Origin of the sequence: Gryllotalpicola protaetiae, from assembly GCF_003627055.1 — a bacterium.
In the GTDB taxonomy this organism is placed as follows: Bacteria; Actinomycetota; Actinomycetes; order Actinomycetales; family Microbacteriaceae; genus Gryllotalpicola; species Gryllotalpicola protaetiae.
The window spans coordinates 715,378-740,885 of record NZ_CP032624.1 but is presented as its reverse complement, the minus strand read 5'-3'; the positions used below and the strand labels follow the sequence as shown (position 1 = coordinate 740,885).

21 protein-coding genes are annotated in these 25,508 nt (G+C 70.4%); 10 read left to right on the top strand and 11 right to left on the bottom strand.

Annotation, left to right across the window (positions count from 1 at the left end; translation table 11 throughout):
• Positions 1-6: 6 nt before the first annotated feature.
• A complete protein-coding gene (locus D7I44_RS03680; protein WP_120788242.1) occupies positions 7-228 on the bottom strand; it encodes a hypothetical protein in 222 nt (73 codons plus the stop codon).
• Positions 229-275: 47 nt separating this feature from the next.
• Between D7I44_RS03680 and D7I44_RS03675 the strand changes: the two genes are divergently transcribed.
• Positions 276-749 (top strand): MarR family winged helix-turn-helix transcriptional regulator, encoded by a 474-nt coding sequence (locus D7I44_RS03675; protein WP_120788241.1) that lies wholly within the window; start codon positions 276-278, stop codon positions 747-749.
• 195 nt (positions 750-944) lie between these two features.
• Here D7I44_RS03675 and D7I44_RS03670 read toward each other — a convergent pair whose 3' ends face one another.
• Positions 945-2,174: an MFS transporter gene (locus D7I44_RS03670; RefSeq protein ID WP_120788240.1), complete on the bottom strand. Its 1,230-nt coding sequence runs from the start codon at positions 2,172-2,174 to the stop codon at positions 945-947.
• Between the two features lie 230 nt (positions 2,175-2,404).
• On the opposite strand from D7I44_RS03670, the gene D7I44_RS03665 reads away from it, so the two are divergent.
• The 4 genes from D7I44_RS03665 to D7I44_RS03650 all read left to right on the top strand — a co-directional run bounded on the left by D7I44_RS03665 (position 2,405) and on the right by D7I44_RS03650 (position 7,583).
• Positions 2,405-4,888: a ribonucleoside-diphosphate reductase subunit alpha gene (locus tag D7I44_RS03665; RefSeq protein ID WP_181445597.1), complete on the top strand. Its 2,484-nt coding sequence runs from the start codon at positions 2,405-2,407 to the stop codon at positions 4,886-4,888.
• A 5-nt stretch (positions 4,889-4,893) separates the two neighbouring features.
• Positions 4,894-5,877 carry a ribonucleotide-diphosphate reductase subunit beta gene (locus D7I44_RS03660; protein ID WP_120788238.1) on the top strand — a complete coding sequence of 328 codons (984 nt, stop codon included), beginning with the start codon at positions 4,894-4,896 and terminating at the stop codon, positions 5,875-5,877.
• Positions 5,878-5,961: 84 nt separating this feature from the next.
• Positions 5,962-6,825, top strand: coding sequence for a sulfurtransferase (locus D7I44_RS03655; RefSeq protein ID WP_120788237.1), 864 nt, complete (start codon positions 5,962-5,964; stop codon positions 6,823-6,825).
• A 158-nt stretch (positions 6,826-6,983) separates the two neighbouring features.
• Positions 6,984-7,583 (top strand): hypothetical protein, encoded by a 600-nt coding sequence (locus D7I44_RS03650; protein WP_120788236.1) that lies wholly within the window; start codon positions 6,984-6,986, stop codon positions 7,581-7,583.
• A gap of 21 nt (positions 7,584-7,604) precedes the next feature.
• Here the strand turns inward: D7I44_RS03650 and D7I44_RS03645 are convergent, their stop codons facing one another.
• Together D7I44_RS03645 and hrpA are read right to left on the bottom strand one after the other, a co-directional pair.
• Positions 7,605-10,274: a phosphoenolpyruvate carboxylase gene (locus D7I44_RS03645; RefSeq protein WP_120788235.1), complete on the bottom strand. Its 2,670-nt coding sequence runs from the start codon at positions 10,272-10,274 to the stop codon at positions 7,605-7,607.
• Between the two features lie 83 nt (positions 10,275-10,357).
• Positions 10,358-14,212 (bottom strand): ATP-dependent RNA helicase HrpA, encoded by a 3,855-nt coding sequence (gene hrpA, locus D7I44_RS03640; protein WP_120788234.1) that lies wholly within the window; start codon positions 14,210-14,212, stop codon positions 10,358-10,360.
• A gap of 150 nt (positions 14,213-14,362) precedes the next feature.
• Here hrpA and D7I44_RS03635 point away from each other — a divergent pair, with 150 nt between their 5' ends.
• On the top strand, positions 14,363-15,310 hold the full coding sequence (locus D7I44_RS03635; RefSeq protein ID WP_120788233.1) for a Ppx/GppA phosphatase family protein: 948 nt from the start codon (positions 14,363-14,365) through the stop codon (positions 15,308-15,310).
• Here D7I44_RS03635 and D7I44_RS03630 read toward each other — a convergent pair.
• Complete coding sequence (locus D7I44_RS03630) at positions 15,307-16,167, bottom strand: alpha/beta hydrolase family protein (protein ID WP_162940033.1); 861 nt, start codon at positions 16,165-16,167, stop codon at positions 15,307-15,309. The genes D7I44_RS03635 and D7I44_RS03630 overlap by 4 nt on opposite strands.
• 94 nt (positions 16,168-16,261) lie before the next feature.
• Between D7I44_RS03630 and D7I44_RS03625 the strand changes: the two genes are divergently transcribed.
• Positions 16,262-17,542 carry an O-acetylhomoserine aminocarboxypropyltransferase/cysteine synthase family protein gene (locus tag D7I44_RS03625; protein WP_120788232.1) on the top strand — a complete coding sequence of 427 codons (1,281 nt, stop codon included), beginning with the start codon at positions 16,262-16,264 and terminating at the stop codon, positions 17,540-17,542.
• Between the two features lie 155 nt (positions 17,543-17,697).
• Here D7I44_RS03625 and D7I44_RS03620 read toward each other — a convergent pair whose 3' ends face one another.
• Genes D7I44_RS03620 through D7I44_RS03605 form a run of 4 tightly spaced genes read right to left on the bottom strand, consistent with a single transcriptional unit; the run spans position 17,698 to position 21,491 of the window.
• The gene (locus D7I44_RS03620; protein ID WP_120788231.1) at positions 17,698-18,882 is read right to left on the bottom strand and encodes a MalY/PatB family protein; all 1,185 of its coding nucleotides are present in this window, start codon (positions 18,880-18,882) and stop codon (positions 17,698-17,700) included.
• A 50-nt stretch (positions 18,883-18,932) separates the two neighbouring features.
• Positions 18,933-19,781 carry a PPK2 family polyphosphate kinase gene (locus D7I44_RS03615; protein WP_120788230.1) on the bottom strand — a complete coding sequence of 283 codons (849 nt, stop codon included), beginning with the start codon at positions 19,779-19,781 and terminating at the stop codon, positions 18,933-18,935.
• A gap of 39 nt (positions 19,782-19,820) precedes the next feature.
• Entirely contained in the window at positions 19,821-20,153 is a 333-nt protein-coding gene (locus D7I44_RS03610; RefSeq protein ID WP_120788229.1) for a hypothetical protein, read from the bottom strand.
• Between the two features lie 60 nt (positions 20,154-20,213).
• On the bottom strand, positions 20,214-21,491 hold the full coding sequence (locus tag D7I44_RS03605; protein WP_120790780.1) for a citrate/2-methylcitrate synthase: 1,278 nt from the start codon (positions 21,489-21,491) through the stop codon (positions 20,214-20,216).
• Positions 21,492-21,549: 58 nt separating this feature from the next.
• Here D7I44_RS03605 and D7I44_RS03600 point away from each other — a divergent pair, with 58 nt between their 5' ends.
• From D7I44_RS03600 to D7I44_RS03590, 3 genes are all read left to right on the top strand, one after another.
• A complete protein-coding gene (locus D7I44_RS03600) occupies positions 21,550-22,680 on the top strand; it encodes a citrate/2-methylcitrate synthase (RefSeq protein WP_120788228.1) in 1,131 nt (376 codons plus the stop codon).
• 102 nt (positions 22,681-22,782) lie between these two features.
• Positions 22,783-23,223 carry a hypothetical protein gene (locus D7I44_RS03595; protein WP_120788227.1) on the top strand — a complete coding sequence of 147 codons (441 nt, stop codon included), beginning with the start codon at positions 22,783-22,785 and terminating at the stop codon, positions 23,221-23,223.
• Entirely contained in the window at positions 23,220-24,530 is a 1,311-nt protein-coding gene (locus tag D7I44_RS03590) for a M18 family aminopeptidase (RefSeq protein WP_120788226.1), read from the top strand. The genes D7I44_RS03595 and D7I44_RS03590 overlap by 4 nt, the downstream gene beginning before the upstream one ends.
• Positions 24,531-24,625: 95 nt before the next feature.
• Here D7I44_RS03590 and D7I44_RS03585 read toward each other — a convergent pair whose 3' ends face one another.
• Both D7I44_RS03585 and D7I44_RS03580 read right to left on the bottom strand, forming a co-directional pair.
• A complete protein-coding gene (locus tag D7I44_RS03585; RefSeq protein ID WP_220093826.1) occupies positions 24,626-25,114 on the bottom strand; it encodes a GNAT family N-acetyltransferase in 489 nt (162 codons plus the stop codon).
• An 11-nt stretch (positions 25,115-25,125) separates the two neighbouring features.
• Positions 25,126-25,506 (bottom strand): DUF5997 family protein, encoded by a 381-nt coding sequence (locus D7I44_RS03580; protein WP_120790778.1) that lies wholly within the window; start codon positions 25,504-25,506, stop codon positions 25,126-25,128.
• Between the last annotated feature and the right edge of the window lie 2 nt (positions 25,507-25,508).

The window sequence follows — 25,508 nt, the reverse complement described above, 5'->3', positions numbered from 1 at the left end:
AAATGATCAGACGGTGGGGCACACGAGCCGAGTGGGCTCGCGTTGGTCGTCGTGGCGCAGCACGGTGTGCTCGTTCATCGGCCGGCCGCAGATCGGGCATGCGGCATCCGCTCGCCTGATCTCGGGCGCCTCCGGGTGCCCCGCGCCGATCTGCGCAGGCCCCGTGAAGGTGCGCACCACGCGATTCGCCTTCTGATAGAAGCCCCAGAACCCCTTGCGGTCAGCCACGGTGTGCCTGCTTTCATTAGTGCACTAACTGTTTGTACACTGATCATATGACGGATGCCGCAGTTCGCGCCACCTCTTCCGAAGACCTCCTCGCGCTCGAGAACCAGGTGTGCTTCGCGCTGGCGGTCGCCTCGCGCAGCGTGATCGGGATGTACCGCCCGCTGCTCGAACCGCTCGGCGTCACTCACCCGCAGTACCTCGTGATGCTCGCCCTGTGGGAGCGCGGTCCGCACTCGGTGCGGGCCCTCGGCGAGGCGCTGCGGCTGGAGCCCGCCACGCTCTCGCCCCTGCTCAAGCGGCTCGAGGCCCTGGGTTACGTGCGCCGCGATCGCGACCCGGGCGACGAGCGTGCGCTGCGCGTCGAGCTCACGGCCTCGGGGCTCGCGCTGCGCGAGAAGGCCCTCGAGGTGCCCCCGGCCGTGATGCGCCTGCTCGACATGGACGTCGACCAGCTCGCCGCGCTGCGCGACGCCCTGCACGAGGTCATCGCCGCGGTCGAGGCCGCGCCCGCCCGGGCCTGACGCGCGCGTGCGCCCGAGCAGGCCGGACGTTGCCCCGCCCGCCCCGTCCCGGCGTAGGAGCCGTGCGCAAAGCGCACGTTTGGTCCTACGAAATCGCTCTGAGCGCAGGAACAATCGTGCGTCTTGCGCACGGTTCCTACTGCCGCGGGGACGGACGGCAGCAAAACAACGCGGGGCCCGGGCGGATGCCGCGACTCAGCTCGGCTGCAGGGGGATCGGCTCGGTGTCGGGGATGGGGGAGGAGTCCCGGCCGCGCAGGTCGGGCAGGCTGCGCGCAGCCGCCGCCGCGACGATGACGCCCACGAGCGCGAACAGGCCGGACACGAAGAACGCCCCCTGAGCGCCGTGCTGATCGATGACGGCGCCCGCGATGGCCGAGCCGATGCCGGCGCCGATGAGCTGGCCCGTGCTGATCCAGCCGAAGGCCTCAGCCGTGTCGCTGAACTTCACCGACGACGACGTCATCGCGAACATCGCGGCCAGCGCGGGGGCGATGCCCGCGCCGGAGACGAGGAGCGCGGGGATCATCCACCAGATGTTCAGCCAGATGCTCGCGAGCGCGACGCCCGCGAACATCAGGAGCATGCGCCGCGCGAGCGACCACGGCGACAGCGGCAGATGGCCGAACGAGAACCCGCCGACGAGCGACCCGAGCGACCAGATCGCGAGCACGATGCCCGACTCGAAGCCGTGCGCGGAAGGCGCCGCACCGGTGCCCTGGAAAGCCGCCACGACGCCCGCCTCGACCGCCGAGCACGAGCCGATCAGCAGCAGTCCGACGATGGTCGAGATCAGCACGGTGGGCCGAGTGAGCACCACGCCGAAACGGCGCTTGGAGCGCGGAATCCGCACGCGCCCCAGCTCTGGGGAGGCGATGAACCACGCGCCGCCCGCCACGATCACTCCGGCGCACAGCACGAGGCCGAGCACGGTCGAGACCTGCGTGGCGATGAAGGTGATGACGACAGGACCGGCGATCCAGATGATCTCCTGCGCGGACGCGTCGAGCGAGAACAGCGGCGTGAGCAGATTGCTCGTGACGAGCTTGGGGTAGATGGTGCGCACGGCCGGCTGGATCGGCGGCGTCGCGAGGCTGCCGACGAACGCGACGAGGACCGTGAGCGGCACCGGCATGGTGACGAGCGCGATGATCAGGATTCCTGCGGCATACACCGCCGTCGTGACCGCCAGCACCGGGCGCATGCCGAGCACGCCCATGAGGCGGCTCGTGAGCGGCCCCGCGACCGCCTGCCCTGCGGCGCTTCCGGCCAGCACCAGGCCCGCCGCGCCGTAGGTGTGGTGCACCTGCTCGATGTGCAGCAGCACGCCGAGAGAGAGCATTCCGGAGGGGAAGCGGGCGGTGAGCTGCGCGGCGATGATCCGGGCGACACCCGGCGTCTTCAGGACACTCGAATACGCGCTCACGATCTCGTCAGTCTAGCTATGGGAGGGTCTGCGGAAAGAGTCGCTGCGTCAGTGTCAGTGGTCGCCTTTAGCCTGTTCTGACCTGTGGAGAACGCGGCGAAGTTATGCACAGTTGTGGACGACACGCCCACTACATGTGGGGGCCTTGGTCTTCGAACGGCCCGCTATATAGTGATCAAGCTGTTGCGGGGAAGTGCAGCGAATCGACCGGGGAACGAAGGAGAAAAGCCGTGGCAATCACCGTTGTCAAGCGTGATGGAACGCGCGAGCCGTACGACGCGAACAAGATCAACCTCGCCATCGAGAAGGCGGCAGAGGGGCTCGACGAGAACATCACCTGGGTGACGCAGATCGCGAGCGAGCTCGAGCTCACGCTGTTCGACGGCATCACGACGCAGCAGCTTGACGAGGCCGTCATCCAGGTCGCTCTGCAGAACGTGAAGGACGACCCGGCGTTCGACACGGTCGCGGCCCGCCTGCTGCTCAAGACCATCTACAAGCGCGTGCTCGGTGACTACGCGACGGATGCAGAGCTGAAGCAGAAGCACATCGACGGATTCCGCGGCTATGTCGAGCGCGGGGTGGAGGAGCAGCTGCTCGACCCCCGGTTCCCCCAGCTCTTCGACCTGGACCGCCTCGCCGCGGCGCTCGAGCCGAGCAACGACCAGCTGCTGCGCTACATCGGCCTGGTCACGCTGAACAACCGCTACGGCATCAAGGCGCGCAACGGCGAGCCACTCGAGGTCCCCCAGTACTTCTGGATGCGCATCGCGATGGGCCTCTCGCTCAACGAGACCGACCCGACCGGCATCGCGCTCGAGTTCTACGAGACGATGTCGCGCCTCGACTACCTGGCAGCGGGCTCGACGCTCGTGAACGCCGGCACCAAGTTCCCGCAGCTCTCCAACTGCTTCGTGATGGAGATGCACGACGACATCGAGCACATCGCGAAGTCCGTGCGCGACGTCATGTGGATCACGAAGGGCACCGGCGGCATCGGCCTCTCGGTCACCAAGCTGCGCTCGCAGGGCTCGCCGATCCGGTCGAACAACACCGTCTCGACCGGCCCGATCCCGTTCATGCACACGATCGACTCGGTGCTGCGCGCGGTCAGCCGCGGCGGCAAGAAGTTCGGGGCGTTGGCCTTCTACATGGAGAACTGGCACCTCGACTTCCCCGACTTCCTCGACCTGCGCCAGAACTCCGGCGACCCGTACCGCCGCACCCGCACCGCGAACACCGCCGTGTGGATCTCCGACGAGTTCATGAAGCGCGTGCAGAACGACGAGCCGTGGTACCTGTTCGACCCGCTCGAGGTCGGCGACCTCAACGAGCTGTACGGCAAGGCGTTCTCCGAGCGCTACGCGTTCTACGCCGCTGAGGCAGAGGCCGGCCGTCTGCGCATGTTCAAGAAGCTGCCTGCACGTCAGCAGTTCAAGGACATCCTCATGAGCCTGCAGACCACGGCGCACCCGTGGCTGACCTGGAAGGACACGATCAACAACCGTGCCCTCAACAACAACACGGGCACGATCCACCTCTCCAACCTCTGCACCGAGATCTGCCTTCCGCAGGACATCGACAACATCGCGGTCTGCAACCTCGCCTCGATCAACCTGCCGCGGCACCTGCAGGCCGACGGCACCTTCGACTGGGCGTCCATCGAGCGCTCCGTGCGTCTCGCCGTGCGCCAGCTCGACAACCTGATCGACATCACCATGTCGTCCGTGCCCGAGGCGGACAACGCGAACCTCAACAACCGCGCCATCGGCCTCGGCATGATGGGCTACACGGACGTCGTCGAGAAGCTCGGCCTGGCGTACGACTCGGAGCAGGCATACGACCTGATCGACGAGGTCGCCGAGCGCATCTCGTACTACGCCATCGAGGAGTCGGTCGACCTCGCCGCCGAGCGCGGGGCGTACCCGAACTTCGCGGGCTCGCGGTGGAGCCAGGGCCTTGTGCCCTTCGACACGCTCGAGCTGACGGAGAAGGATCGTGGTGTGCCGATCGAAGTCAGCCGCCGCACCACCCTCGACTGGGACTCGCTGCGCCAGCGCGTCAAGGGCGGCGTGCGCAACGCGACCCTGATGGCCGTCGCGCCGACCGCGTCGATCGGCCTGGTTGCCGGCACCACGCCCGGCTTCGACCCGCAGTTCTCGCAGATCTTCAGCCGCGCCACCTCGAACGGCAAGTTCCTCGAGGTCAACCGCAACCTCGTCGCCGCCCTGCAGGAGCGCGGCCTGTGGGAGCAGGTGCGCGAGCAGGTGCTGCGCAGCCAGGGCGACATCCAGGGCATCGCCGCGATCCCCGACGAGATCAAGCGCGTCTACAAGACGAGCTTCCAGCTCGAACCGGTCGCGTTCCTCGAGGTCGCGGCCCGCGCCCAGAAGTGGATCGACCAGGCGATCAGCCGCAACATGTACCTTGAGACCCGCGACCTGACCGACATGGTCGACATCTACTCGGAGGCGTGGAAGCGCGGCGTGAAGACGACGTACTACCTGCACATGAAGCCGCGCCACCAGGCGGAGCAGTCGACCGTGCGCGTCAACAAGAGCGAGGAGATCGGTGGGGCGCGCAAGGGCTTCGGGGCGTCGTCAGCTCCGGCATCCGCATCCGCTCCTGCTGCGGAGCCCGCGACCGCCGGCGCGCCCGCGCGCCGAGGCTTCGGCTTCGGCGGTCTCACCTCAAACGATTCGGAAGGCAAGTAAACCCGATGGGAATCCTCGGCACGGGCGTCAAGGACGGCCTGCTCCTCAAGCCGATCACCTACAAGTGGGCGATGGACCTCTACGACCAGGCGGTGGCCAACACCTGGTTCCCCAATGAGATCCAGCTCGGCGAAGACCTCGCGGACTTCAAGAAGATGACCGACGAGGAGCGCCACGCGGTCACCTTCCTGATCTCGTACTTCAACCCGAACGAGCTGCTCGTCAACAAGGCGCTGGCCTTCGGCGTGTACCCGTACGTGAACGCGCCTGAGGCGCACCTCTATCTCGCGAAGCAGATGTGGGAAGAGGCCAACCACTGCATGTCCTTCGAGTACGTCCTCGAGACGTTCCCGATCGACCGCGACGAGGCGTACAACGCGCACGTCGACATCCCGTCGATGGCGCGCAAGGAGGAGTTCGAGGTCAACTTCATCCGCCGCATGACGGAGGAGACGCTCGACATCACGACGACCGAGGGCAAGCAGGACTTCATCCGCAACCTCGTCGCCTACAACATCATCCTCGAGGGCATCTGGTTCTACTCGGGCTTCATGGTGGCGCTCTCGTTCCGCCAGCGGAACCTGCTGCGCAACTTCGGCTCGCTCGTCGACTGGATCGTGCGCGACGAGTCGCTGCACCTCAAGTTCGGCATGAACCTGATCCTCACGGTGCTCGACGAGAACCCCGATCTGCAGACGCCCGAGTTCGCGAACGAGATCAAGCAGATGATCCTCGACGCGGTCGAGATGGAAGAGCAGTACAACCGCGACCTGCTTCCCGGCGGCATCCTCGGCCTGAACGCGAACTACATCAACCAGTACGTGCGCTACCTCGCCGACCGTCGACTCGAAGAGCTCGGCTTCGAGCCCGAGTACAAGGTGTCGAACCCCGCCAAGTGGATGGCGACGGCGAATGACACGCTCGAGCTGGTCAACTTCTTCGAGTCGACCAACACCTCGTACGAGTCGAACGCGAAGGCGTCGAGCTAGCCGCCGCGGCGAATCGCGCGTCGGGCGCACGTTTTCTTGCGAAACGTGCGCCCGACGCCGTTTCCGCCGCGTTAGCGTCGATGGGTGACTGAGCAGATCCTCACCAGCCCCGACGAGCTCGAAGCAGCGCTGCGCGACAGGCGCTACCCGGACGGCGGCCCGGTGCGGGCGCTCGACGTGCGCTGGCGCCTCGATCGCAGCGACGGTCGCGAGCAGTTCGAGGCCGGGCACATTCCGGGCGCGGTGTTCGTCGACCTCGATCGTGAGCTGGCTCTGCCGCCCGGGCAGCGCCGCCCGGAAGACGGTCGCCACCCGCTGCCGACCGTCGACGAACTGCAGCAGTCGGCACGCGCCTGGGGCATCGACGCGGGGGACACCGTCGTGGTCTACGACGACGTGAAGAACCTGTCGAGCGCGCGGGCGTGGTGGCTGCTGCGCTATGCGGGCGTCGCCGACGTCCGCCTGCTCGACGGCAGCCTGCGGGCATGGAAGGACGCCGGCAACCCGCTCGAGAGCGGGCAGGGCGACGCGCCGATCCCCGGCACCGTCACGCTCGAGTACGGCGCCCTGCCGGTGCTGGCGCTCGACGAGGTGGGCGGGTTCGCGGCATCCGGCGTGCTGCTCGACGCCCGTGCCGCCGAGCGGTTCACCGGCGAGGTCGAGCCCGTCGACCCGCGCGCCGGCCATATCCCCGGGGCGGTGAGCGCCCCGACGACGGCGAACGTCGACGCGAACGGCCGGTTCCTCACGCCAGGCGAGCTGCGCGCCCGGTTCGAACAGCTGGGGGTGACGGATGCTTCAGCCGTCGGCGCCTATTGCGGCAGCGGCGTCACGGCCGCACACGAGGCCGTGGCTCTCACACTGGCCGGCTTCGAACCCGTGGTCTACCCCGGCTCGTTCAGCCAGTGGGCGAACCACCCTGAGCTTCCGGTGCGAACCGGGGCCTGAACACGCCGGACCCCCTTGCCGTCAGCGGATCGCGGCGCGATGATCTAGGGACCATCGACACGAGCGAGGTCGCAATGAGTTCACGCATTTCGACACCGGATTACCTTCCGCGGCTGGGAGCGGGGCGGCACCGCACGCCGCGGCGCGGGGCCTGTTTCATGGAGTTCGCCTCCTATCTCGCAGGCGAGCGCTGGAGCGACCACCCCGCCTGCACCGACCCGGTACTCGCGGCGCTCGCACGCGCCGTCAACGACCTGGTCAGCGACACCCGCCGACAGGAGCTGCTCACCGACGTGCCGCGCGTCATCGGCCTCACGCCCGATGCGGCGGGAACCCTGAGGGTCGCGGCGAGCGCCGCCGCGTCGGCGCTGCCCGTCTCGAGCATGCACCGGCAGCACGCACTGGCGGTCGGCCTGCGCGCCGCCCTCGGCGCGCTCGACGAGTGGGGCGAAGACGCCGCAGGGCTGCGAGCGCGTGCCGACGCCGCTTTCGCGGCCGCCCCGGGCGCCGTCGAATGGCTGGCGCGGCATTCGGAGTTCAACACGAGCATCCCCGCCGGGCGGCAGGAACGCGCGGGTCTCGAGATCGTGCGCGTCGCCGCGTGCGGCATCGCAGAGGCGTGCGTGTGGGACGCCGACGACCGCCTGATCGCCATGCTGCGCACCGCGATCGACGAGATCGAGTACGCGCGCCCGGTTCAGGTGCAAGGGCGGATTCCGGTTCAGGAAGCCTCTCGCGAGGCATCCGTCACCGCATAGAGCGCGGGAGGGCGCGGCGGGTCAGCCGGTGTTCTGCAGGCCTGCAGCCACTCCGTTGACCGCGAGCAGCATGAGGCGGTGCGGCCGGTCCTCGGCGTCGGCCGAGCCGGTCGCGCGGATCTCCCGCAGGGCCCGCAGCTGCAGCAGCGACAGTGCGTCGACGTAGGGCGAGCGCAGCTGAACGGCCCGCTGCAGCACGGCGCGGCCTTCGAGCAGCTCGGAGTGCTGCGAGGTCAGCAGCACCTGCTCGCGCGTGAGCGCCATCTCGTCGAGCACCAGTTGGGCGAGGTCGGGGCGGCCGTCGAGCGCGAGGTACCGCCGGGCGAGGCGCTCGTCGGTCTTCGCGAGCGACATCTCGACGTTGTCGATCATGGTGCCGAACAGCGGCCACTCGGTGTACGCGCGGTGCAGCAGCTCAGGGTCGCCGATCGACGCGAGCGCCGTGCCGAGGCCGAACCAACCCGTCAGGTTGACGCGCGCCTGCGACCAGGCGAACACCCACGGGATCGCGCGCAGGTCTTCGAGGGACTCGAGCGACAGGCCGCGGCGGGCGGGGCGCGAGCCGAGGGCGAGCAGGCCGACCTCTTCCTGAGGGGTGACGCGGCCGAACCACTGCGCGAAGCCGTCGGCCTTCACGAGCTCGAAGAAGCGCGCGCGGCTCGTCTCGTCGAGGCGGTCGGCGAGCGGGGCGAAGGCGACGGATGCTTGCTCGTTGCGCTCCTGGTTCGAGGGCGCCTCGGCGAGCAGTGTCGCCGACGCCATCTGCTCGAGGTGGCGGGCGGCGATCGTCTGGTCGCCGTACTGCGCGAAGATGACCTCCCCCTGCTCGGTGAGCTTGAAGCGGCCCTCGACCGAGTGCGGCGGCTGTGCGAGCACGGCCTCGTTCGCGGGGCCGCCGCCGCGGCCGAGCGCGCCGCCACGGCCATGGAACAGAGTGAGCTCGATGTCGTTGGATCGGGCCCACTGGGCGATGCGGCTCTGCGCGCTGTACAGCGCGAGGGTGGCAGACACCGGGCCGACGTCCTTCGAGGAGTCCGAGTAGCCGAGCATGACCTCGAGGCGACGGCCGGTCGCGGCGAGACGCGCCTTCACCGGCTCGAGCTCGATGAGCCCCGAGAGGATGTCGACCGAGTTGTTCAGGTCGGCGAAGGTCTCGAACAGCGGGATGACATCGAGCACGGGCGCAGCCTCGGCCGAGCCGAGGGCGCGCTTCGCGAGCTCGTACACGTTCGCCAGGTCTTCAGAGGACTGCGTGAACGACACGATGTAGCGCCGGGCGGCGTCGAGGCCGAAGCGCTTCTGCAGGGCGGAGATCGTGTGGAAGACCTCGAGCACCTCGTCGGCGAGCTCGGAGCGGGCAGCGCCCGAGCGCAGCTCTTCGAGCACCTGACGATGCACCTTCGAGTGCTGGCGCACCTCGAGGTCGGCGAGGTGGAAGCCGAAGGTCTCGACCTGCCAGATGAGGTGCTGCAGCTCGCCGGAGGCAGCACGCTCCGCACCGCCCTCGCGCAGCGACGATTGGATCAGGCGAAGCTCGGCGAGCAGCTCCTCGGGGCCGTCGTAGGCGAGGTCGGCGTCGCGGCTGCGCGTCGCGATGATGCGGCGCGTCACGAACAGCAGCGCCCGACGGTGGGGTTCGGTGTGCGAGCGCTGCTCGAGCTCGTCGGCGGCGAAGCCGGCGAGGGCGCGCTGGCGCGTCCACAGGTCGAGCAGGGCGGCCGACGGGGGCGCGTCCTCGGCGGAGATGGTCAGCGTGCGGCCGATGCGCGTCGCGGCGTGCTCATAGCCGAGCAGCACGTGCTCGCTCGCGATCGCAGCGGCCTGGCGCGTGACCTTGGCCGTCACAAAGGGGTTGCCGTCGCGGTCGGCGCCGATCCAGGAGCCGTAGCGCACGAAGGCAGGCGCCTGAGCCGGGGCGCGCCCGGCGTCCGCCCCGAGCAGCCAGTCGTCGAGCGCGCGGTAGACGCGCGGCACGACCTGGAACAGCGAGGTGTCGAACACGTTCATCGCAGTGCGCACCTCGTCGACAGGCGTCGGCTTCTGCGCGCGCAGCGGGCTCGTGCGCCACAGCGTGTCGATCTCCTCGAGCAGGCGGCGTTCGTTCTCGAGGCCGGCGGCATAGCCGAGGCGCGGGTCGTCGCGCTCGGTGAGCAGTTCGGCGATGCGGCGGATCGCGCCGGAGATCGCGGGGCGACGGGCCTCGGTCGGGTGCGCGGTGAGCACGGGGTGGAAGCGCAGGGCGGCGATGCGCCGCGCGGTCTCCTCCGCACCGACCTCGTTCTCGAGCTGCGTGATCGCGCCCGCGAAGGTGTCTGAGCGTGTCTCGGCGCGGCCGGGCAGGTCGCGGTCGCGCAGGCGGCGGATGCGGTGCTGCTCCTCGGCGAGGTTCACGAGGTGAAAATACGCGGTGAACGCGCGAGCCACCTGCTCCGCGCGCTCGGGCGTGAAGCCCTCGACAACCGCTTCGGCCTCTTCGAACGGCTGCTGGTCGTCGTTCTCGTACGCGCTGATCGTCAGCGCGCGCAGGCGCTCGACGTCGTCGAGCAGCCCCGGCTCGCTCGCGTTCAACACCCGGCCGAGCAGGCCGCCCAGAGTGCGGACGTCGGCGCGCAGCGACTCGTCGACCTCGGCGCGAACCGAGTCGCGACGGCGAGGGGGCGACGATGCGGTGGTTTGCTGGAGGTCGCTCACGCAAGCCAGGTTAGGTGACGCGTATTAGGGTGCGCCAATTCGCACGTTTCGTGCACGTTACGGTATGCAATGCGCGCCCGGAGTCACTCGGCCAGGATCTTCGCGATCCGTTGCACCGACACGCTCTCGGCGGTGCCGAGCGGCTGCGCGAACAGGCTGATGCGCAACTCCTCGAGCATCCAGCGGGCATGGCGGATGCCGGGGCGAGCACCCGCGGCGAGGGGCAGTGCGCCCCCGGCATCCGTATAGAGCGCAGTCGCCTTCTGCACCTCGGTGAGCCACACACGGTCGCGGCCGGGGTTGTCCGGCAGCTTCTCGACCCGCCACACGATGCCGTTGAGGTACCGAGGCAGGTGGCGCAGCTGGGTGCGGCCGGTCGCCGAGATGAAGCCGGGGTAGACGAGGTTCGCGAGCTGCTGCTTGGCGTCGGCGAGGGGCGCGAGCAGCGTCATGCTGCTCGACGACGACAGCGCCTTCTCGGCTGTGCGCGCTGCGGCCAGCGTGGCGGCGACCTGCTTGACCGTGTCGAACATCGCGTCGACGACGATCGCGGAGACGCGGTCGCGCACCCGCTCGTAGTCGGTGCGGGTGAAGACCAGGCCGCCGGACGCCTCGGCCTCGAGCACCTCGTCGACGACCGCTGCGAGGCAGTCCGCGAACAGTGCGGGGGTCGACGCGTAGGGGGCGGTCGCGAGCGCGAGCTTCTCGGCGGCGGTCAGGTGCTCCTGCACATACGACGCGGGCGACGCGATCTCTTTGAGCAGCAGCCTGCGGACGCCGCGCGGGTGCAGGCGCGCCTGCTCGGCCGGAGTCGCGAGGATGCGCAGTGCGACCGTGCCGCGCTCATCGACCAGCGCCGGGTAGCCGCGCACCGTGTTCTGCAGCCCGCCGACGGTCGTGTCCACCTGGCGGGGCAGCTCACGCATGTCCCACTCGGGCACGTCAGCGCGCTCGAGCGCATCGGGGATGCGCGCCGCGGCGACCGCTGCGACCGAGTCGCGCGCCTTGCTCGCGAAGCGCTGCTGCAGCTCGGCGAGGTCCTTCGAGCGGCCGAGCCGCTTGCCGCGCTGGTCGATCACCGCGAAGGTCGGGCGCAGATGTGGCGGGATGCGCTCGAGCTCGAAGTCGCCCGCGTCGACCGGGGCGTAGGTGAGCTTCTTGATGGCGGATGCCACAACGGTCGCGAACGCGCGGCCATCGAATTCGTCAGGCAGCTCGGCGACGATCTTCGTGGCCCAGTCGGCGGCCGGCACGACCGAGCGGCGCAGCGCCTTCGGCAGCGAGCGGATCATCGCCGTCACGAGCTCCGTCCGCAGGCCGGGCACCTGCCAGTCGAAGCCCGCAGGCTTCAGCCGCGCGAGCAGGGGAAGAGGAACCGTCACGGTGACGCCGTCATCCTCCGCGCCCGGCTCGAAGCGGTAGCTCAAGGCGAAGCGCTGGTCCTCCTGCCGCCAGATGCTCGGGAACGCCGTCTGGTCGACGAGCTCCTCGGGGGAGTCGTCGCCGAGAAGCATCCGCTCGGTCATCGTCAGGAAATCGGCGTCGGTCGCGCGCCGCTCCCGCCACCACGCCTCGAAGCTGCGCGTGTCGACGACGTCGCGGGGCACGCGCTCGTCGTAGAACGCGAAGACCGCCTCGTCACCGCCCGTGATGTCGCGCCGCCGCGTCTTCTCCTCGAGCTGTGCGATGCGCCTCACGAGAGCGCGGTTGCGGCGGTCGAACTCGAAGAGGGGGCCCTTGCGCTCGCCGGGCCACTCGCCGTCGACGAGCCCATGGCGCAGGAAGAGAGTGCGGGCGTACGCCTGGTCGATCCGGGCGAACTGCACGCGGCGGCGCTCGACGATCGGAACGCCATAGAGCGTGACGCGCTCATACGCGACGGCTGCGCCCTGGTTCTTCTCCCAATGGGGCTCGGAAAAGGTGCGCTTGAGCAGCGCGTCGCCTGCGATCGGTTCTGCCCACGCAGGGTCGATCGCGGCGTTGACGCGCGCGAACAGGCGGCTCGTCTCGACGAGCTCGGCGCTCATCAGGGCGGCCGGCTGCTTCTTCGCGAGCGCGGAGCCGGGGAACACGACGAAGCGGGTGCCGCGTGCGCCCGCATAGTCCTTCTTCTGCAGGTCGCGCAGACCCAGGTGCGAGAGCAGGCCGGCCAGAAGGGACTTGTGGATGCCGTCGGGGTTGACGGCCGGGTCGCCGACTGTGAGGCGCAATTCTTTCGACATGCGCCTGAGCTGGCGGTAGACGTCCTGCCACTCGCGCACGCGCAGGTAGTTGAGGAACTCGGCCTTGCAGAGTCGGCGGAACGCGCTCGACGAGAGCTCGCGCTGCTTCTCTTCGAGGTGGTTCCAGAGGTTCAGCAGGGTGAGGAAGTCGCTCGTCGGGTCGACGAACCGGGCGTGCAGCTGGTCGGCGGCGCCGCGGCGCTCGACGGGCCGCTCGCGCGGGTCCTGGATGGTGAGGCCGGCGACGACCGCCATCACCTCGCGGGTCGTGCCGTGCCGGCGGCTCTCGAGCACCATGCGCGCGAAGCGCGGGTCGATCGGCAGACGTGCGAGCTCGCGGCCGATGCGGGTGAGCGACGGGCCCGATGGCTGAGGAGCGGCGGAGCCACGTCTCGAAGCCTCGCGCTTCGTCGAAATCGCGCCCAGCTCGCTCAGCAGCTCGAGGCCGTCCTTCACCCCGCGCGCGTCGGGCGGGGTGAGGAACGGGAAGTCCTCGATGGCGCCGAGCCCCAGCGAGATCATCTGCAGGATGACCGCCGCGAGGTTCGTGCGCAGGATCTCCGGCTCGGTGAACGCCGCCCGCTTCGCGAAGTCGTCCTCCGAGTACAGGCGGATCGCGATGCCGTCGCTCGTGCGCCCCGCACGGCCGGAGCGCTGCGTCGCCGACGCCTGGCTGATCGCCTCGATCGGAAGCCGCTGCACCTTCGCGCGCGTCGAGTAGCGCGAGATGCGCGCGGTGCCGGTGTCGATCACGTACTTGATTCCCGGCACGGTCAGGCTGGTCTCGGCCACGTTGGTGGCGAGCACGATGCGACGGCGGATGCCTGCACGCGAGCTCGGCTCGAAGACGCGGTGCTGCTCGGCCGCGCTCAGGCGGCCGTAGAGGGGCAGGACCTCTGTGGCATCCGCCCTGCCCTGCCTCGTCAGGTGACCGCGGATGGCATCGGCCGCGTCCTTGATCTCGTTCTCGCCCGAGAAGAAGACGAGGACATCGCCTGAGCTCTCGCGGCCGAGCTCGTCGAGCGCGTCGATGATGCCCTGGTTCAGGTCCCGGTCGACCGCCGGCGAGGAATCCACATCATCGTCCTCGACGTCGTCCGCGACGAGCGGCCGGTACCGCACCTCGACCGGGTAGGTGCGCCCCGACACCTCGATGATCGGGGCAGGATTGCCCGCGGCGTCTGCGAAGTGCTTCGCGAACGACTCGGGGTCGATCGTCGCCGAGGTGATGATGACCTTGAGATCGGGGCGGCGGGGCAAGAGGCGCGCGAGGTAGCCGATCAGGAAGTCGATGTTGAGGCTGCGCTCGTGGGCCTCGTCGATGATGATCGTGTCGTAGGCCGTGAGGTCGCGGTCGCGGTGCATCTCGTTGAGCAGGATGCCGTCGGTCATCAGCTTGATGCGCGTGCCCGCATTCACCTGGTCGGTGAAGCGCACCTTGTAGCCGACCGTCTGGCCGACGGTCTCGCCGAGCTCGTCGGCGATGCGCTCGGCGATCGTGCGGGCGGCGAGGCGCCGCGGCTGGGTGTGGCCGATGCGCTCGCGGCCGATGCTGAGCGCGATCTTCGGCAGCTGCGTCGTCTTCCCGGAGCCGGTCTCACCGGCGACGATGACGACCTGATGGTCGCGAATGGCCGCCGCGATCTCGTCGCGCTTCGCGCTGACCGGAAGCTCGGCGGGGAAGCGGATCTCGAGTGCGGGAGCGGAGTCGGACATGCCTTGTCGATTCTCCCATGGGCCCTGCGCGTCGGTGGCGCGCATTCGGGTCGATCGGGCGCAGCATTCGTCGAACGCACTGCGCCCGATCGGCCCACTTGCGCCCGATCGGTGCATGGCCCGCCTCGCGGCCACCCGTAAACTCGTCGCGTGCGCCTCGGAGTTCTCGACATCGGCTCGAACACGGTGCACCTCGTGGTCGTCGACGCCCATCGCGGTGCCCGCCCGACGCCGTTCGTCGATCACAAGTCCGTGCTGCGGCTCATGCGGTACCTCGACGAGGACGGCGCGATCAACAGCGCCGGGAGGCGCGCGCTCGTCGGGGCGATCGACAAGGCCGTGCGCATCTCCCGCGAGGAGGGTGCAGAGCAGCTGATCGCGATGGCGACCTCCGCGATCCGCGAGGCGCCGAACGGGGAAGCGGTCCTCCGCGCGATCGAGAAGCAGACCGGCATCCGCCTGCAGATCCTCGACGGTCCTGAGGAAGCGCGCCTCACCTTCCTCGCCAGCCGCCGCTGGTTCGGCTGGTCGGCGGGAACGCTGCTGATGCTCGACATCGGTGGCGGATCGCTCGAGATCGCCGCGGGTGCCGACGAGATCCCCGACCTTGCGGTCTCACTGCCCCTCGGCGCCGGCCGCACCACCATCGGCTACTTCCACGAGGACCCGCCCCGAGCCGTCGACGTCGCGGCGCTGCGCAAGCACGCCGACGCCGTGATCGCGAAGAAGGCGTCGCGGTTCGCCGCGATCGCACCCGACCATGTGGTCGGCTCGTCGAAGACGATCCGCTCGCTGGCGCGGCTCGCGGGAAACGTCATCGGCGGCCCCGGCGAGCACTTCATGCTTCGGCGCGCGGGCCTCGACGACTGGATCCCGCGGATCGCCCGCATGCCGGCCGCCGCCCGCCAGGAGCTGCCCGGCATCACCGCAGACCGCTCGTTCCAGATCGTCGCGGGCGCCGTCGTGCTGTCCTCGGCGATGCACGTTCTCGGCGTCGACGAGCTCGAGGTCTCGCCGTGGGCGCTGCGCGAGGGGATCCTGCTGCAGTACCTCGATGAGAAGTACCCCGGTCACGAGGTCTCGGTGCTCGTCTCCTAGCCCACTCGGCGCTCGCGCGCCCAGGACTGCATCGCGTCGAGCACCGCATCCGCGTTCTGGCGCGGCCAGCGCACGTGGTCCCAGGCGCGGCCGGCGTTGGCCTCCGTGCCCAGATGCAGCCGCTCGGGCCGCACCGGGCCGACGCGGTCGGCCAGCATGTCCACCGCCCGCGGCGAGACGAGGGCGTCCCCGGCGAACGAGAGCTGCAGCACGGGGACCTCGACGTGGTGCAGTGCCTCTTCATAGTCGACGGAGGTGTTCGCGAACACGAAGCGGTTGAAGCGCGCCTCGCGGTGCCAGTCGCCGATCATCGTCTTCGGCTGCCGGTCGCCGAAGCCGAGCTTGTCGCCGGGGAAGTAGCCCCAGAACTGCGTGACGGTCTTCGCCCAGGGGGTGACGAAGCGGCGCTGCTGGCGGGCGACGAAGCCGTCGCGGGAGGTGTAGTGCGCGGCGCCGCTCGCCGCGGTCATGATGCGGTCGGGGCGCAGGATGCCTGCGCCCGTCGCCGTCAGCGCCAGCAGGCCGCCGAGGCTGTGACCCACGACGGTGAGGTGCTCGACCTCGCCGAGCGGGGACTGCGCGAAGGCCGCCGGGATGTCCTGCTCGATGATCGTCGCGTAGCCCCAGTCATGCTTGCGCATGTCGGTGGTCGAGGTGCGCGGGCGGCCGCGCATCTCGAGGCCGAAGATGCGGATGCCGCGCGCGGCCGCCTTCTCGAACAGAGGCCTGTAGTAGCCGATCGGCACGCCCAGGGCCGGCAGGAAGAGCACGGCGGCCCCGGCATCCGCATTCGCCTCGTACTCGTCGACCACCGTTCTGGTGCCGTCGGGGGCGGTGATCGGATGCTCCGTTGCCATGCCCGCCACGCTATCGACCTGTGCGCTCGCTCTCGTTTCGCCTTGTGAAGTGACCACAACAAGCGGGCGGAAGCCAGCCAATACAGTTGTCCGCATGCCCCTCGACTTCGAAACGCGCCAGATCCACGCGGGTGCGGTCATCGACGCCCACGCGCAGGCACGGGTCACCCCGATCTACCAGACCGCCGGCTACGTCTTCGACGACTTCGACGACGGCGAGGCCCGCTTCGCCGGCCGAGGCGGCCGCGCGTACTCACGCAACGAGAACCCCACGAACTACATCGCTGGGCAGCGCATCGCCGACCTCGAGGGCGGCGTCGACGGAATCGTCGTCGCGAGCGGCCAGGCCGCGATCCTCGTCGCCGTGTCTGCGCTCGCGGGCACGGGCGACCACCTGCTGATCACGAAGTCGCTCTACGAAGGCACCAACGAGATGTTCCGCGGCGTGCTGAAGCGCCAGGGCATCGAGGCCGAGTACGTGCCCGACGAGGCGAGCGACGAGGAGTGGGCCGCCCGCTTCCGCCCGAACACCAAGGCGCTCTACACCGAGAGCCTCACGAACCCGCTCGGTCAGGTCACCGACCTCGCGCGGCTCGCGCGCATCGCGCACGCCCACGGCGTGCCGCTCGTCGTCGACAACACCGTGCCGACGCCCTACCTCGAACGGCCGATCGAGTTCGGCGCCGACGTGGTCATCCACTCGACGTCGAAGTGGCTCTCGGGCCATGGCTCGGTCATCGGCGGCGCCGTGATCGACGGCGGTCGCTTCGACTGGGTCGCCTCTGGGCGGTTCCCGCAGCTCACCGAGGCGCCGCGGCCCGGCGTCGGGTCGTTCGTCGAGCGCTTCGGCACCGGAGCGCTGGGCGCCTACCTGCGCACGGTCGTCGTTCTCGAGTACGGTCCGACCGTGCCGCCGACGAGCACCTTCCTGCTGCTGCACGGCATCGAGACGCTCTCGTTGCGCATGGACCGGCACGTCGCCAATGCCCAGGCAGTCGCGGAGTTCCTCGAAGGGCGGCCGGAACTGGCATCCGTTCTCTACCCCGGTCTCGCCTCGAGCCCGTACAAGTCGCTCGCCGACACGTATCTGCCGCGCGGCGCCGGGTCGGTCGTGTCGGTCGACCTCGGCTCGCGCGAGGCCGCGCGGCGCTTCATCGACGCGCTCGAGCTGATCACCCCGATGACGCACATCGGCGACGTTCGCACGCTCGCGATCCACCTGGGCACGACGATTCACCTGAAGCTCGACGAGCAGCAGCAGGCGGATGCCGGGATCACCCCCGGCCTCGTCCGGCTGTCGATCGGCATCGAGAGCGCCCGCGACATCATCGCCGATCTCGAGCGCGGGCTGGCCGCGGCCGGCCCTCTCGACTGACACGCAACGCCCGACGTCCGGTCGTCAAAAAGTCGTCTTTCGAGCGACGAGCGGCTGACTTTTCGACGACCGGTCGACGAGTCAGGTGGCTGGTCGTCGATAAGTCACGCGTCACATCGCGTTTCGACGACTTTGTGACGACCGGGGTGCGGCGCTCAGCGCGTCGGAACCGCAGCTGACGTGTCGGCGACGAGTGCGAGCGTGCGGGCGATGCGCGAGACCGCCTCGACGACGGTCGACGGGTCGCAGGCGAGGTTCGCGCGCACGAAGCCGCGGCCGATCGCCCCGAACGACGGTCCGGAGTTGAAGGCGACCCGGCCCACCTCGCGGAGCACCGCAGCGGGGTCGTCGCCGAGCCCGGTCTCGCGGAAGTCCAGCCAGACGAGGTAGCCGGCGTCGGGCGCCACGAGCCTCACCGACGGCGCGCGGGCGGCGAGCTCGGCCTCGAGCAGCCCCACGTTCGCGACGATCTGGCTCACAGCGGCGTCCCGCCAGTACGGGTTCGCGAACGCCGCGATGTTGGCGTGCAGGCCGAGGATGCTGGTGCGGGCCGCGAGCTCCTCCGGCAGGCCCTGCAGCTGCGCCGCCGTGCGCTCGTCGCCGGCGACGACGACCGCGCACTTCACTCCGGCGAGGTTCCACCCCTTGCTCGCGCTCGTCACGGTGACGCTGCGGGCACCGACCTCTGCGGCGACCACGGCGAACGGCACGAACTCGGTGCCGGGGTGCGCGAGCGGTGCGTGCACCTCATCGCTCACGATGAGCACGTCGTGAGCGGCGGCCAGGCGGGCGAGCGCGGCAAGCGCGTCGCGCGAGTGCACGCGACCGGTCGGGTTGTGCGGGTGGCACAGGATCATCGCGTCGACGCCGGCGCGGAATGCGGCCTCGAGCCCGGCGAGATCGAGCGACCAGTCGGATGCCTCGACGAGCGGCACCTCGATGACCTCCGAGTTCGTCTCGCCCACCATCTCGAAGAACGGGTTGTAGACGGGCGGCGTGATGACGACGCGACCGCCGACCGCGGGCGCCTCGAGGCGCAGCGCCTCGACGATCCCGACGGTGACGTCGGTGGCGAGATGCACCCATTCCGGCCGCACGCGCCAGCCCCACGAGGCAAGCGCGAAGTCGGCGAAGGCGGGGGCGAGCGGGCCGGGGTTGTCGAGGTAGCCGGTGTCGCCCTTCGCCAAAGCATCCGCCAGCACCGCCGCGATCTCGGGCGCGATGCCCCAGTCCATCTCGGCGACGAAGAGCGGCAGCACGTCCTCGGGGAACCGGCGCCATTTGATGCTCGACCGTGTACGGCGCAGTTCAGGCAGCGGCAGTGCGGGCTCGAACGTCATGGATTCAGGATGCCGCGCGGCCGGTCCCGTGGCGAAATCCCGATGAAGCCCTATGACTTCTTGAGTCGCTTCCTCTCGGTGGCGAGGTCGAAGCTCGGCAGCGGCCACTTCAGGTCGAAGCCCTCGAGCACGCCGTCGAGCAGGCGCTGCACCGCGATGCGCGCGAACCACTTCCTGTCGGCCGGAACGACGTACCAGGGGGCCGCCTCGGTCGAGGTGCGCGTGATCGCGATCTGGTACGACTCCTGGTACTCGTTCCAGAAGCCGCGCTCGGTGACGTCGCTGGGGTTGTACTTCCAGAACTTGTCGGGCCGGTCGAGGCGCTCCTGCAGGCGCAGCTTCTGCTCCTCCGGCGAGATGTGCAGCATCACCTTGAGCACGGTGATGCCGCGATCGACGAGGCCCGCCTCGAACTCGTTGATCGCTCCATAGCGGCGCTCGATCTCCGCGGCGGGCGCCATCTGGTGCACGCGCTGGATCAGCACGTCCTCGTAGTGCGAGCGGTTGAACACGCCGATCATGCCGGGCGCCGGCACCTGGCGCGCGACGCGCCAGAGGAAGTCGTGGCGGCGCTCCCACGGGGTGGGCGCCTTGAAGGACTTGAGCGCGATGCCCTCCGGGTGGGTCGTGCCGACGACGTGCCGCACGGTCCCGTCCTTCCCCGAGGTGTCCATGCCCTGCAGGATCAGCAGGACGCGCCGCTCGTCGCCTTCGACCCCGCGCGCGTAAAGCCGCTGCTGCAACGCGGTGAGCTGGGCGGCGCCCGCCGCGAGCACGTCTGCGCCGGTCTGCTTGTCGCCCTTGAAGCCGGGCGTCGACGACGGGTCGACGTCGGCGAGCTTGAAGCCCGAGCCTGCCTTGAGCGAGACCGACGGGTCCACCTTCCATGCCTTGTGCATGGGGCGACTCTATTGCGGCGATGGGGCGTGTGTCGCGCGCTACGCCGCGTCGTGCAGTCGGCCGAGCAATCCCCACACCGCGCGGGTCAGCCCGGGGTGGTCGAGTGCGATGCCGCGCAGCACTCCGTATTCGAAGCGCTCAGCCGCCTCGTGAGGCGCAGTCGGGTGATAGGCACGGGCCCGCTCGGCTTCGAGGCCGGCGTCTTCGATGCGCTCGAGGCGCAGCGTCAGCACGACCTGCTCGTCGACGCTCGGCAGGTCGGGCAGGAACTCCCACGGGTCGTCGCCCAGGCGGCACTTGAGCTCGATGATGGCCGAGAGCTCGTCGCGCGCCTCACGGCGCCGCATCTCGAGATCTTCGCTGCCGGTCATGCGCGCCACCCTACGCCAGCGCGGTGACGACTCGGTTGCGCACCGATGGAGCGTCGGGTGCTATGGCCGGATGCCGCGGTCCAGACCCCGAGGCCGAGGCCCGATGTAGTGGCCGCGCGGTCGCAGACGCATCGGCCGTTGCTCGTACTCGTCGAGGGCGTGCGCGACCCAGCCGACCAGGCGGCCCACGGCGAAGATCGCGGCGCCCGCGTCGGGGCGCATCCCGGTTGCGAGTGCGAGCGCGGCGAGCGCGAGGTCGATGTTGGGGAACAGGCGGCCGGCGCGGCGCTCGACCTCGGCGGCGACGGCGTCGAGCGCCGCGAGGGTCGGCGCACTGCCGTCGATCGCGGCGATCAGGGGCAGAAGCGTGAGCGCCCTGGCATCCGCACCGTCGTACATGCCCTGCCCGAAACCCGGCACGCCGCCGCTGTCGCGGATCGCCGCACCGAGCGCGCTCCCCGGCGTTGCGCCTGCGACGACGGCGGCGAGCATCGCGGCGGCGGCGCGGCTCGCGTTGCCGTGCAGCGGCGAGTCGAACGCGCCGAGCGCCGCCGTCACGACCGCGTAGCCCGACGCGCGCGCCGAGGCCGCGACCCGTGCGGCGAGGGTCGAGACGGCGAGGTCATGGTCGATCAGCAGCATCAGGGCGGCACCGAGTGCGCGGATGCCTGCCGCCGTCGGCGCCCGCTCGGTGAGCGCCGGCCACAGCAGCTCGGCCGTCGAGGCGGGGTGCGGTGCGGCGACGGGCGAGAGGGCGCGGGGGATGCCCGCGAGCAGCAGCGCCCCCGTGCGTCGCAGTCCGTCCGCGCTCGCGTTATAGCGCAGCGGGTCGACGGCGGCGAGGCCCGTCACCGTCGTCTGGATGCGATCGAGCAGCGACGAGTCACGGGGCAGCGCCGCGACGAGGGAGCGTGCCGTGGCGACCGCGGCGGAGTCGAGCAGTGCGGCGCCCGACTCTGCGGCGTCGCCCGGCGCGTGCCACAGCCACGCGGCCACTTCGCCGAGTGGGCGGTCGATGAGCTCCGCGACGGGCCGCCCGCGGTAGAAGAGCTCGTCGTCGGCGATCTGGGCGATGTCGGTGTCGAGGACCATAAGCGGCGAGCCGGCCGCGCCGCCGGTCGTCGGTGTGCGCGTCTCGGTCGGGCCGGCCGCGGAGTCGCGGCGGCGCGCCCGGGCGAATCCTTCGACCTCGAGCGGATCGAAGGTCGAGCCGGCCACCGTGCGCTCGCGGCCGAGCAGACCGCGCGACACATAGGCGTAGAGCGTCGCCTGCTTGATCCCGAGCCGGGCCGCCGCCTGCGCGGCGGTGAGGCGGGGGAGCTCGGGGGTCGTTGGCATCGACATGTTGATCCGATCAAGATTGACTGACTGGTGATCACGTTCGCACACTGATCGCATGGACGACAAGCTCATCGAGGTTCCCCGCGGTCTCGCCGGCGTGGCCGTCGCCGAGACCGCGATCAGCGACGTGCACGGGGCGGAGGGCTACTACCAGTACGGCCCGTTCTCCGCGGTCGAGCTCGCCCGCACGGCGAGCTTCGAAGAGGCCTGGCACCTGCTCGCGACCGGGCGCCTGCCGTCAGCCGACGAGCTCGCGGCGTTCGGTGCGCGGGTGCGCGAGGCGCAGCGGTCGCCGGAGCTCTGGCGGGTGATCGGCTCCCTCGTGCACGGCGCTGGGGAGGCATCCGTCGGCCCTCTCGCCGGCCTCAAAGCGGCATGGCCGCTGCTTTCGGCCGCGCGCGGGCTGCGACCGGTCTACGACCTCGACGAGGCTGGGCGGTTGGCCGACGCGGTGCTGCTCGCGGCATCCGCCCCCATCGTGCTCGCCGCGCTGCATCGCGGCGCCGCCGAGCCGCTGCCCGTGCTCGACGATCGCGGGCTGGTCGCGAACTACCTGTTCCAGGCCACAGGCGAGGTGCCGGATGCCGCTCGCGAGCGCGCCCTGAGCGCCTATCTGATCGCGGCGATGGATCACGGCTTCAACGCATCGACCTTCACCGCGCGCGTGATCGCGTCGACCGGCGCCGACGTCGCGTCATGCCTTGCGGGCGCGCTCGGCGCGCTGTCGGGGCCGCTGCACGGCGGCGCGCCCGCGCGGGCGCTCGACAGCCTCGACGAGGTCGGCGCGGCCGAGCGCATCGAGCCCTGGGTGCGCGAGCGGCTCGCCGGCGGGCATCGGATCATGGGCTTCGGGCACGCGGTGTACCGCACGGTCGACCCGCGCTCGGTGCTGCTGAAAGAGGTGGCGCTCGGCTTCGGGGGAGCGCGCGTCGAGTTCGCGGTGCTCTTCGAGGAGACCGTCGAGCGGCTGCTCGCCGAGCTCAAGCCGGGCCGTGAGCTGCACGCGAACGTCGAGTTCTACGCCGCCGTCGTCATGGAGCTGTGCGGGCTGCCGCGCGACATGCTCACCCCGACCTTCGCGGTCGCGCGCACCGTCGGGTGGACGGCGCATGTGATCGAGCAGGCGCGCGACTCGAAGATCATCCGGCCGTCTGCGCGCTATGTGGGGCCGGAGCTGGTCGCCTGAGCGGTGTGTCTTCTTCAGCACAGGCGCGGGTTGCGTGCGCCTGTCCACATTTCGAGCGGTTGAGCGGATGCCGGGCCGGCGGTCGCCTGCACGATGGGGCGCATGGATGAGATCGACCGCTACTCCCCGCTCCTCACCGACCTCGAGCTGACCGACCGCGTCGCGATGCTGATCGGCCGGGCCTGCCGCAGGCAGCTCTGGCTGATGTTCCTCGACGAGCGCTCCGTCATGCTTCCGACGCTGATGCCGAACGACGAGGTGCCGAACCCGCTCGACGACGACGGTGCACGGCTCATCGCCGCGATGCTGCGGCAGGCCGTCGCGGGCACCCCGATCGAGTCGGTGATCTTCGTGTGGGAGCGGTTCGGCGGCCCGATCGCCAGCGAGGCCGACAAGCAGTCGGCGGCGCGGCTCGCGTGGGCGTGCGCCGACGAGGGTGTGCCCGTTCGGGCGCAGCTGATCAGCCACGACTTCGGGACGCGGTGGTTCGGTGCCGAGGAGTACACGGCGCTGCTCGACGCCGCCGGTAGCGTGGAGGGGTGACGGATGCCGCCGGGACCACAGTTGTCGACTCGTTCATCGCCGACCTCGCCGCCTTCATCGAGGCCGCGCCGAGCTCGTACCACGCAGCGGCAGAGGTCGCCCGCCGGGTCGAGAACGCGGGCTTCGCCCGGCTGGCCGAGACGGAGGAGTGGCCGGCCGCCCCCGGGCGGTACGTCGTCGTGCGCGACGGCGCCGTCATCGCCTGGCTCGTGCCCGAGGGGGCAGGGGCGACGACGCCGTTCCACATCCTCGGCGCGCACACCGACTCGCCCGCGTTCAAGCTGAAGCCGAAGCCGACCGTCGAATCATCGGGCTGGCTGCAGGCCGGCGTCGAGGTCTACGGCGGGCCCCTGCTGAACTCGTGGCTCGACCGCGAGCTCGAGCTCGCGGGACGCATCGTGACGCGCGACGGGCGGGAGCATCTGGTGCGCACAGGTCCCCTGCTGCGCATCCCCCAGCTGGCGATCCACCTCGACCGTGGTGTGAACGCCGACGGGCTGACGCTCGACAAGCAGCGGCACACACAACCTGTGTTCGGGCTCGCCTCCGACGCGCCGCTCGGCGGTGCCGACGTGGTCGGGCTGCTCGCCGAGGCGGCGGGGGTGCGGGCGGCGGATGTGCTCGGCTACGACATCCTCACCGCCGACACGCAGGCGCCGGCGCGGTTCGGGCTGGGCCGGTCGCTGTTCGCGAGCAGGCGCCTCGACAACCTCAGCTCGGTGCACGCCGGCGTGACGGCGCTGATCGCGGCGGCCGACGGGGCGGCGGCGGGCGCTCAGATCCCGCTGCTCGCGGCGTTCGATCACGAGGAGCTCGGCTCCGAATCGCGGTCGGGGGCCTCCGGGCCGTTCCTGTCGGACATCCTCACGCGTATCTCCGAGGGGCTGGGCGCGACCGTGAGCGAGCGGCTGCGAGCGTATGCCGCGAGCTGGGTCGTCTCGGCCGACGCGGGCCATTCGGTGCACCCGAACTATGCCGACCGCCACGACCCGGTGAACCGGCCGCTCTCAGGCGGCGGGCCGCTGCTCAAGATCAACGCGAACCAGCGCTACGCGACAGATGCTGCGGGCGCAGCGCTCTGGGCGCAGCTCTGCGACACCGCGGGAGTCGAGTATCAGGAGTTCGTGTCGAACAACGGGGTGCCGTGCGGTTCGACCATCGGGCCGCTGACCGCGACCAGGCTCGGAATCGCGACACTCGACGTCGGCATCCCGCTGCTGTCGATGCACTCGGCGCGTGAGCTGTGCCACGTGAACGATCCCGTCGCGCTCGCGGGTGCAGCAGCGGCCTTCTTCGCGCTGGGCTGAGGCTTCGCGCTGGGCTGAGGCTCCGCGCGAACCGTCGCAGGTCGGCGCGGCATCCGCGCCGGGGAGGCAGCGGAAAGTGGCGACGACGTCGAGGTTCAGCGCTCGGTGACGGCGACATCGGCCCACAGCAGGCGACCGCTGCTGCGGAATCCGTGTCGCACATACAGCTCGACCGACCTCGGAGACGCGTGCACCGTCACGTGCTCGGCGCCCCGCTCGCGCGCGGTGGCCAGCACCGCCTGCACCAGCGCGCCGCCGACGCCGTTCCCGCGGTGCTCCGGCAGGACATAGCAGGATTGCAGGTCGCCTGACCACCGGTCGAGGCTGTTCGTCGTCGCGACGCGGGGGGTCAGCGCGAGCCACGCCATGCCGACGATCTCGGCGCCACCGGTGTCATCGGCGACAGCGACGTGCGGCAGGTGCGTCTCACTGTGCGCCCGCGCCCAGGCAGCCGCATCGGCGCTGAACTCGGCCTCGGACATCGCCGGGGTGTTGCCGACCTCCACGGCCCACAGCCAGCGGAGGCGTACCGTGCGCTCGATCTCGTCGTCGCGAGCGCGTCGGATGACGACGTCGGCGGCCACGGGGCTGTGCGTCAGTCGGCGTCGCGCTCGGCGGCGCGGGCGGCCTTCACCGCGTTCGCCTCGTTGACTCGGGAGTTCTCGGCGCGCACCGTGGCCTGCGTCGCACGCTCGCGCACGAGCCACTCGGGCGGGCTCTGCAGCAGGGCGGTGATCTCGGCGGTGGTGAGCGCGTCGGTCACGCCGGCGCGGGCGAGGCCCGACGCCGAGACGCCGAGCTTGCGCGCGACCACATCGCGTGGGTGCGGGCCGTTGAGGCGCAGCTGGACCAGCCACTCGGGCGGGGTCGACTGCAGCTCCTGGAACTCGGAGCGGGTGAGCGCGCCCTGCTGGAACGACTCGGGCGCAGCGGGCAGGTAGATGCCGAGCTTCTTCGCGGCGGTGGCCGGCTTCATCG

What these genes read in the sequence shown, in the direction of transcription:
- D7I44_RS03675 (WP_120788241.1), top strand. Translation starts at nt 276, where the DNA reads ATGACGGATGCCGCAGTTCGCGCCACCTCTTCCGAAGACCTCCTCGCG.
- D7I44_RS03660 (WP_120788238.1), top strand. Translation starts at nt 4,894, where the DNA reads ATGGGAATCCTCGGCACGGGCGTCAAGGACGGCCTGCTCCTCAAGCCG.
- D7I44_RS03650 (WP_120788236.1), top strand. Translation starts at nt 6,984, where the DNA reads ATGGAGTTCGCCTCCTATCTCGCAGGCGAGCGCTGGAGCGACCACCCC.
- hrpA (WP_120788234.1), bottom strand. Translation starts at nt 14,212, where the DNA reads ATGTCCGACTCCGCTCCCGCACTCGAGATCCGCTTCCCCGCCGAGCTT.
- D7I44_RS03630 (WP_162940033.1), bottom strand. Translation starts at nt 16,167, where the DNA reads ATGGCAACGGAGCATCCGATCACCGCCCCCGACGGCACCAGAACGGTG.
- D7I44_RS03625 (WP_120788232.1), top strand. Translation starts at nt 16,262, where the DNA reads ATGCCCCTCGACTTCGAAACGCGCCAGATCCACGCGGGTGCGGTCATC.
- D7I44_RS03620 (WP_120788231.1), bottom strand. Translation starts at nt 18,882, where the DNA reads ATGACGTTCGAGCCCGCACTGCCGCTGCCTGAACTGCGCCGTACACGG.
- D7I44_RS03615 (WP_120788230.1), bottom strand. Translation starts at nt 19,781, where the DNA reads ATGCACAAGGCATGGAAGGTGGACCCGTCGGTCTCGCTCAAGGCAGGC.
- D7I44_RS03610 (WP_120788229.1), bottom strand. Translation starts at nt 20,153, where the DNA reads ATGACCGGCAGCGAAGATCTCGAGATGCGGCGCCGTGAGGCGCGCGAC.
- D7I44_RS03605 (WP_120790780.1), bottom strand. Translation starts at nt 21,491, where the DNA reads ATGCCAACGACCCCCGAGCTCCCCCGCCTCACCGCCGCGCAGGCGGCG.
- D7I44_RS03600 (WP_120788228.1), top strand. Translation starts at nt 21,550, where the DNA reads ATGGACGACAAGCTCATCGAGGTTCCCCGCGGTCTCGCCGGCGTGGCC.
- D7I44_RS03595 (WP_120788227.1), top strand. Translation starts at nt 22,783, where the DNA reads ATGGATGAGATCGACCGCTACTCCCCGCTCCTCACCGACCTCGAGCTG.
- D7I44_RS03580 (WP_120790778.1), bottom strand. Translation starts at nt 25,506, where the DNA reads ATGAAGCCGGCCACCGCCGCGAAGAAGCTCGGCATCTACCTGCCCGCT.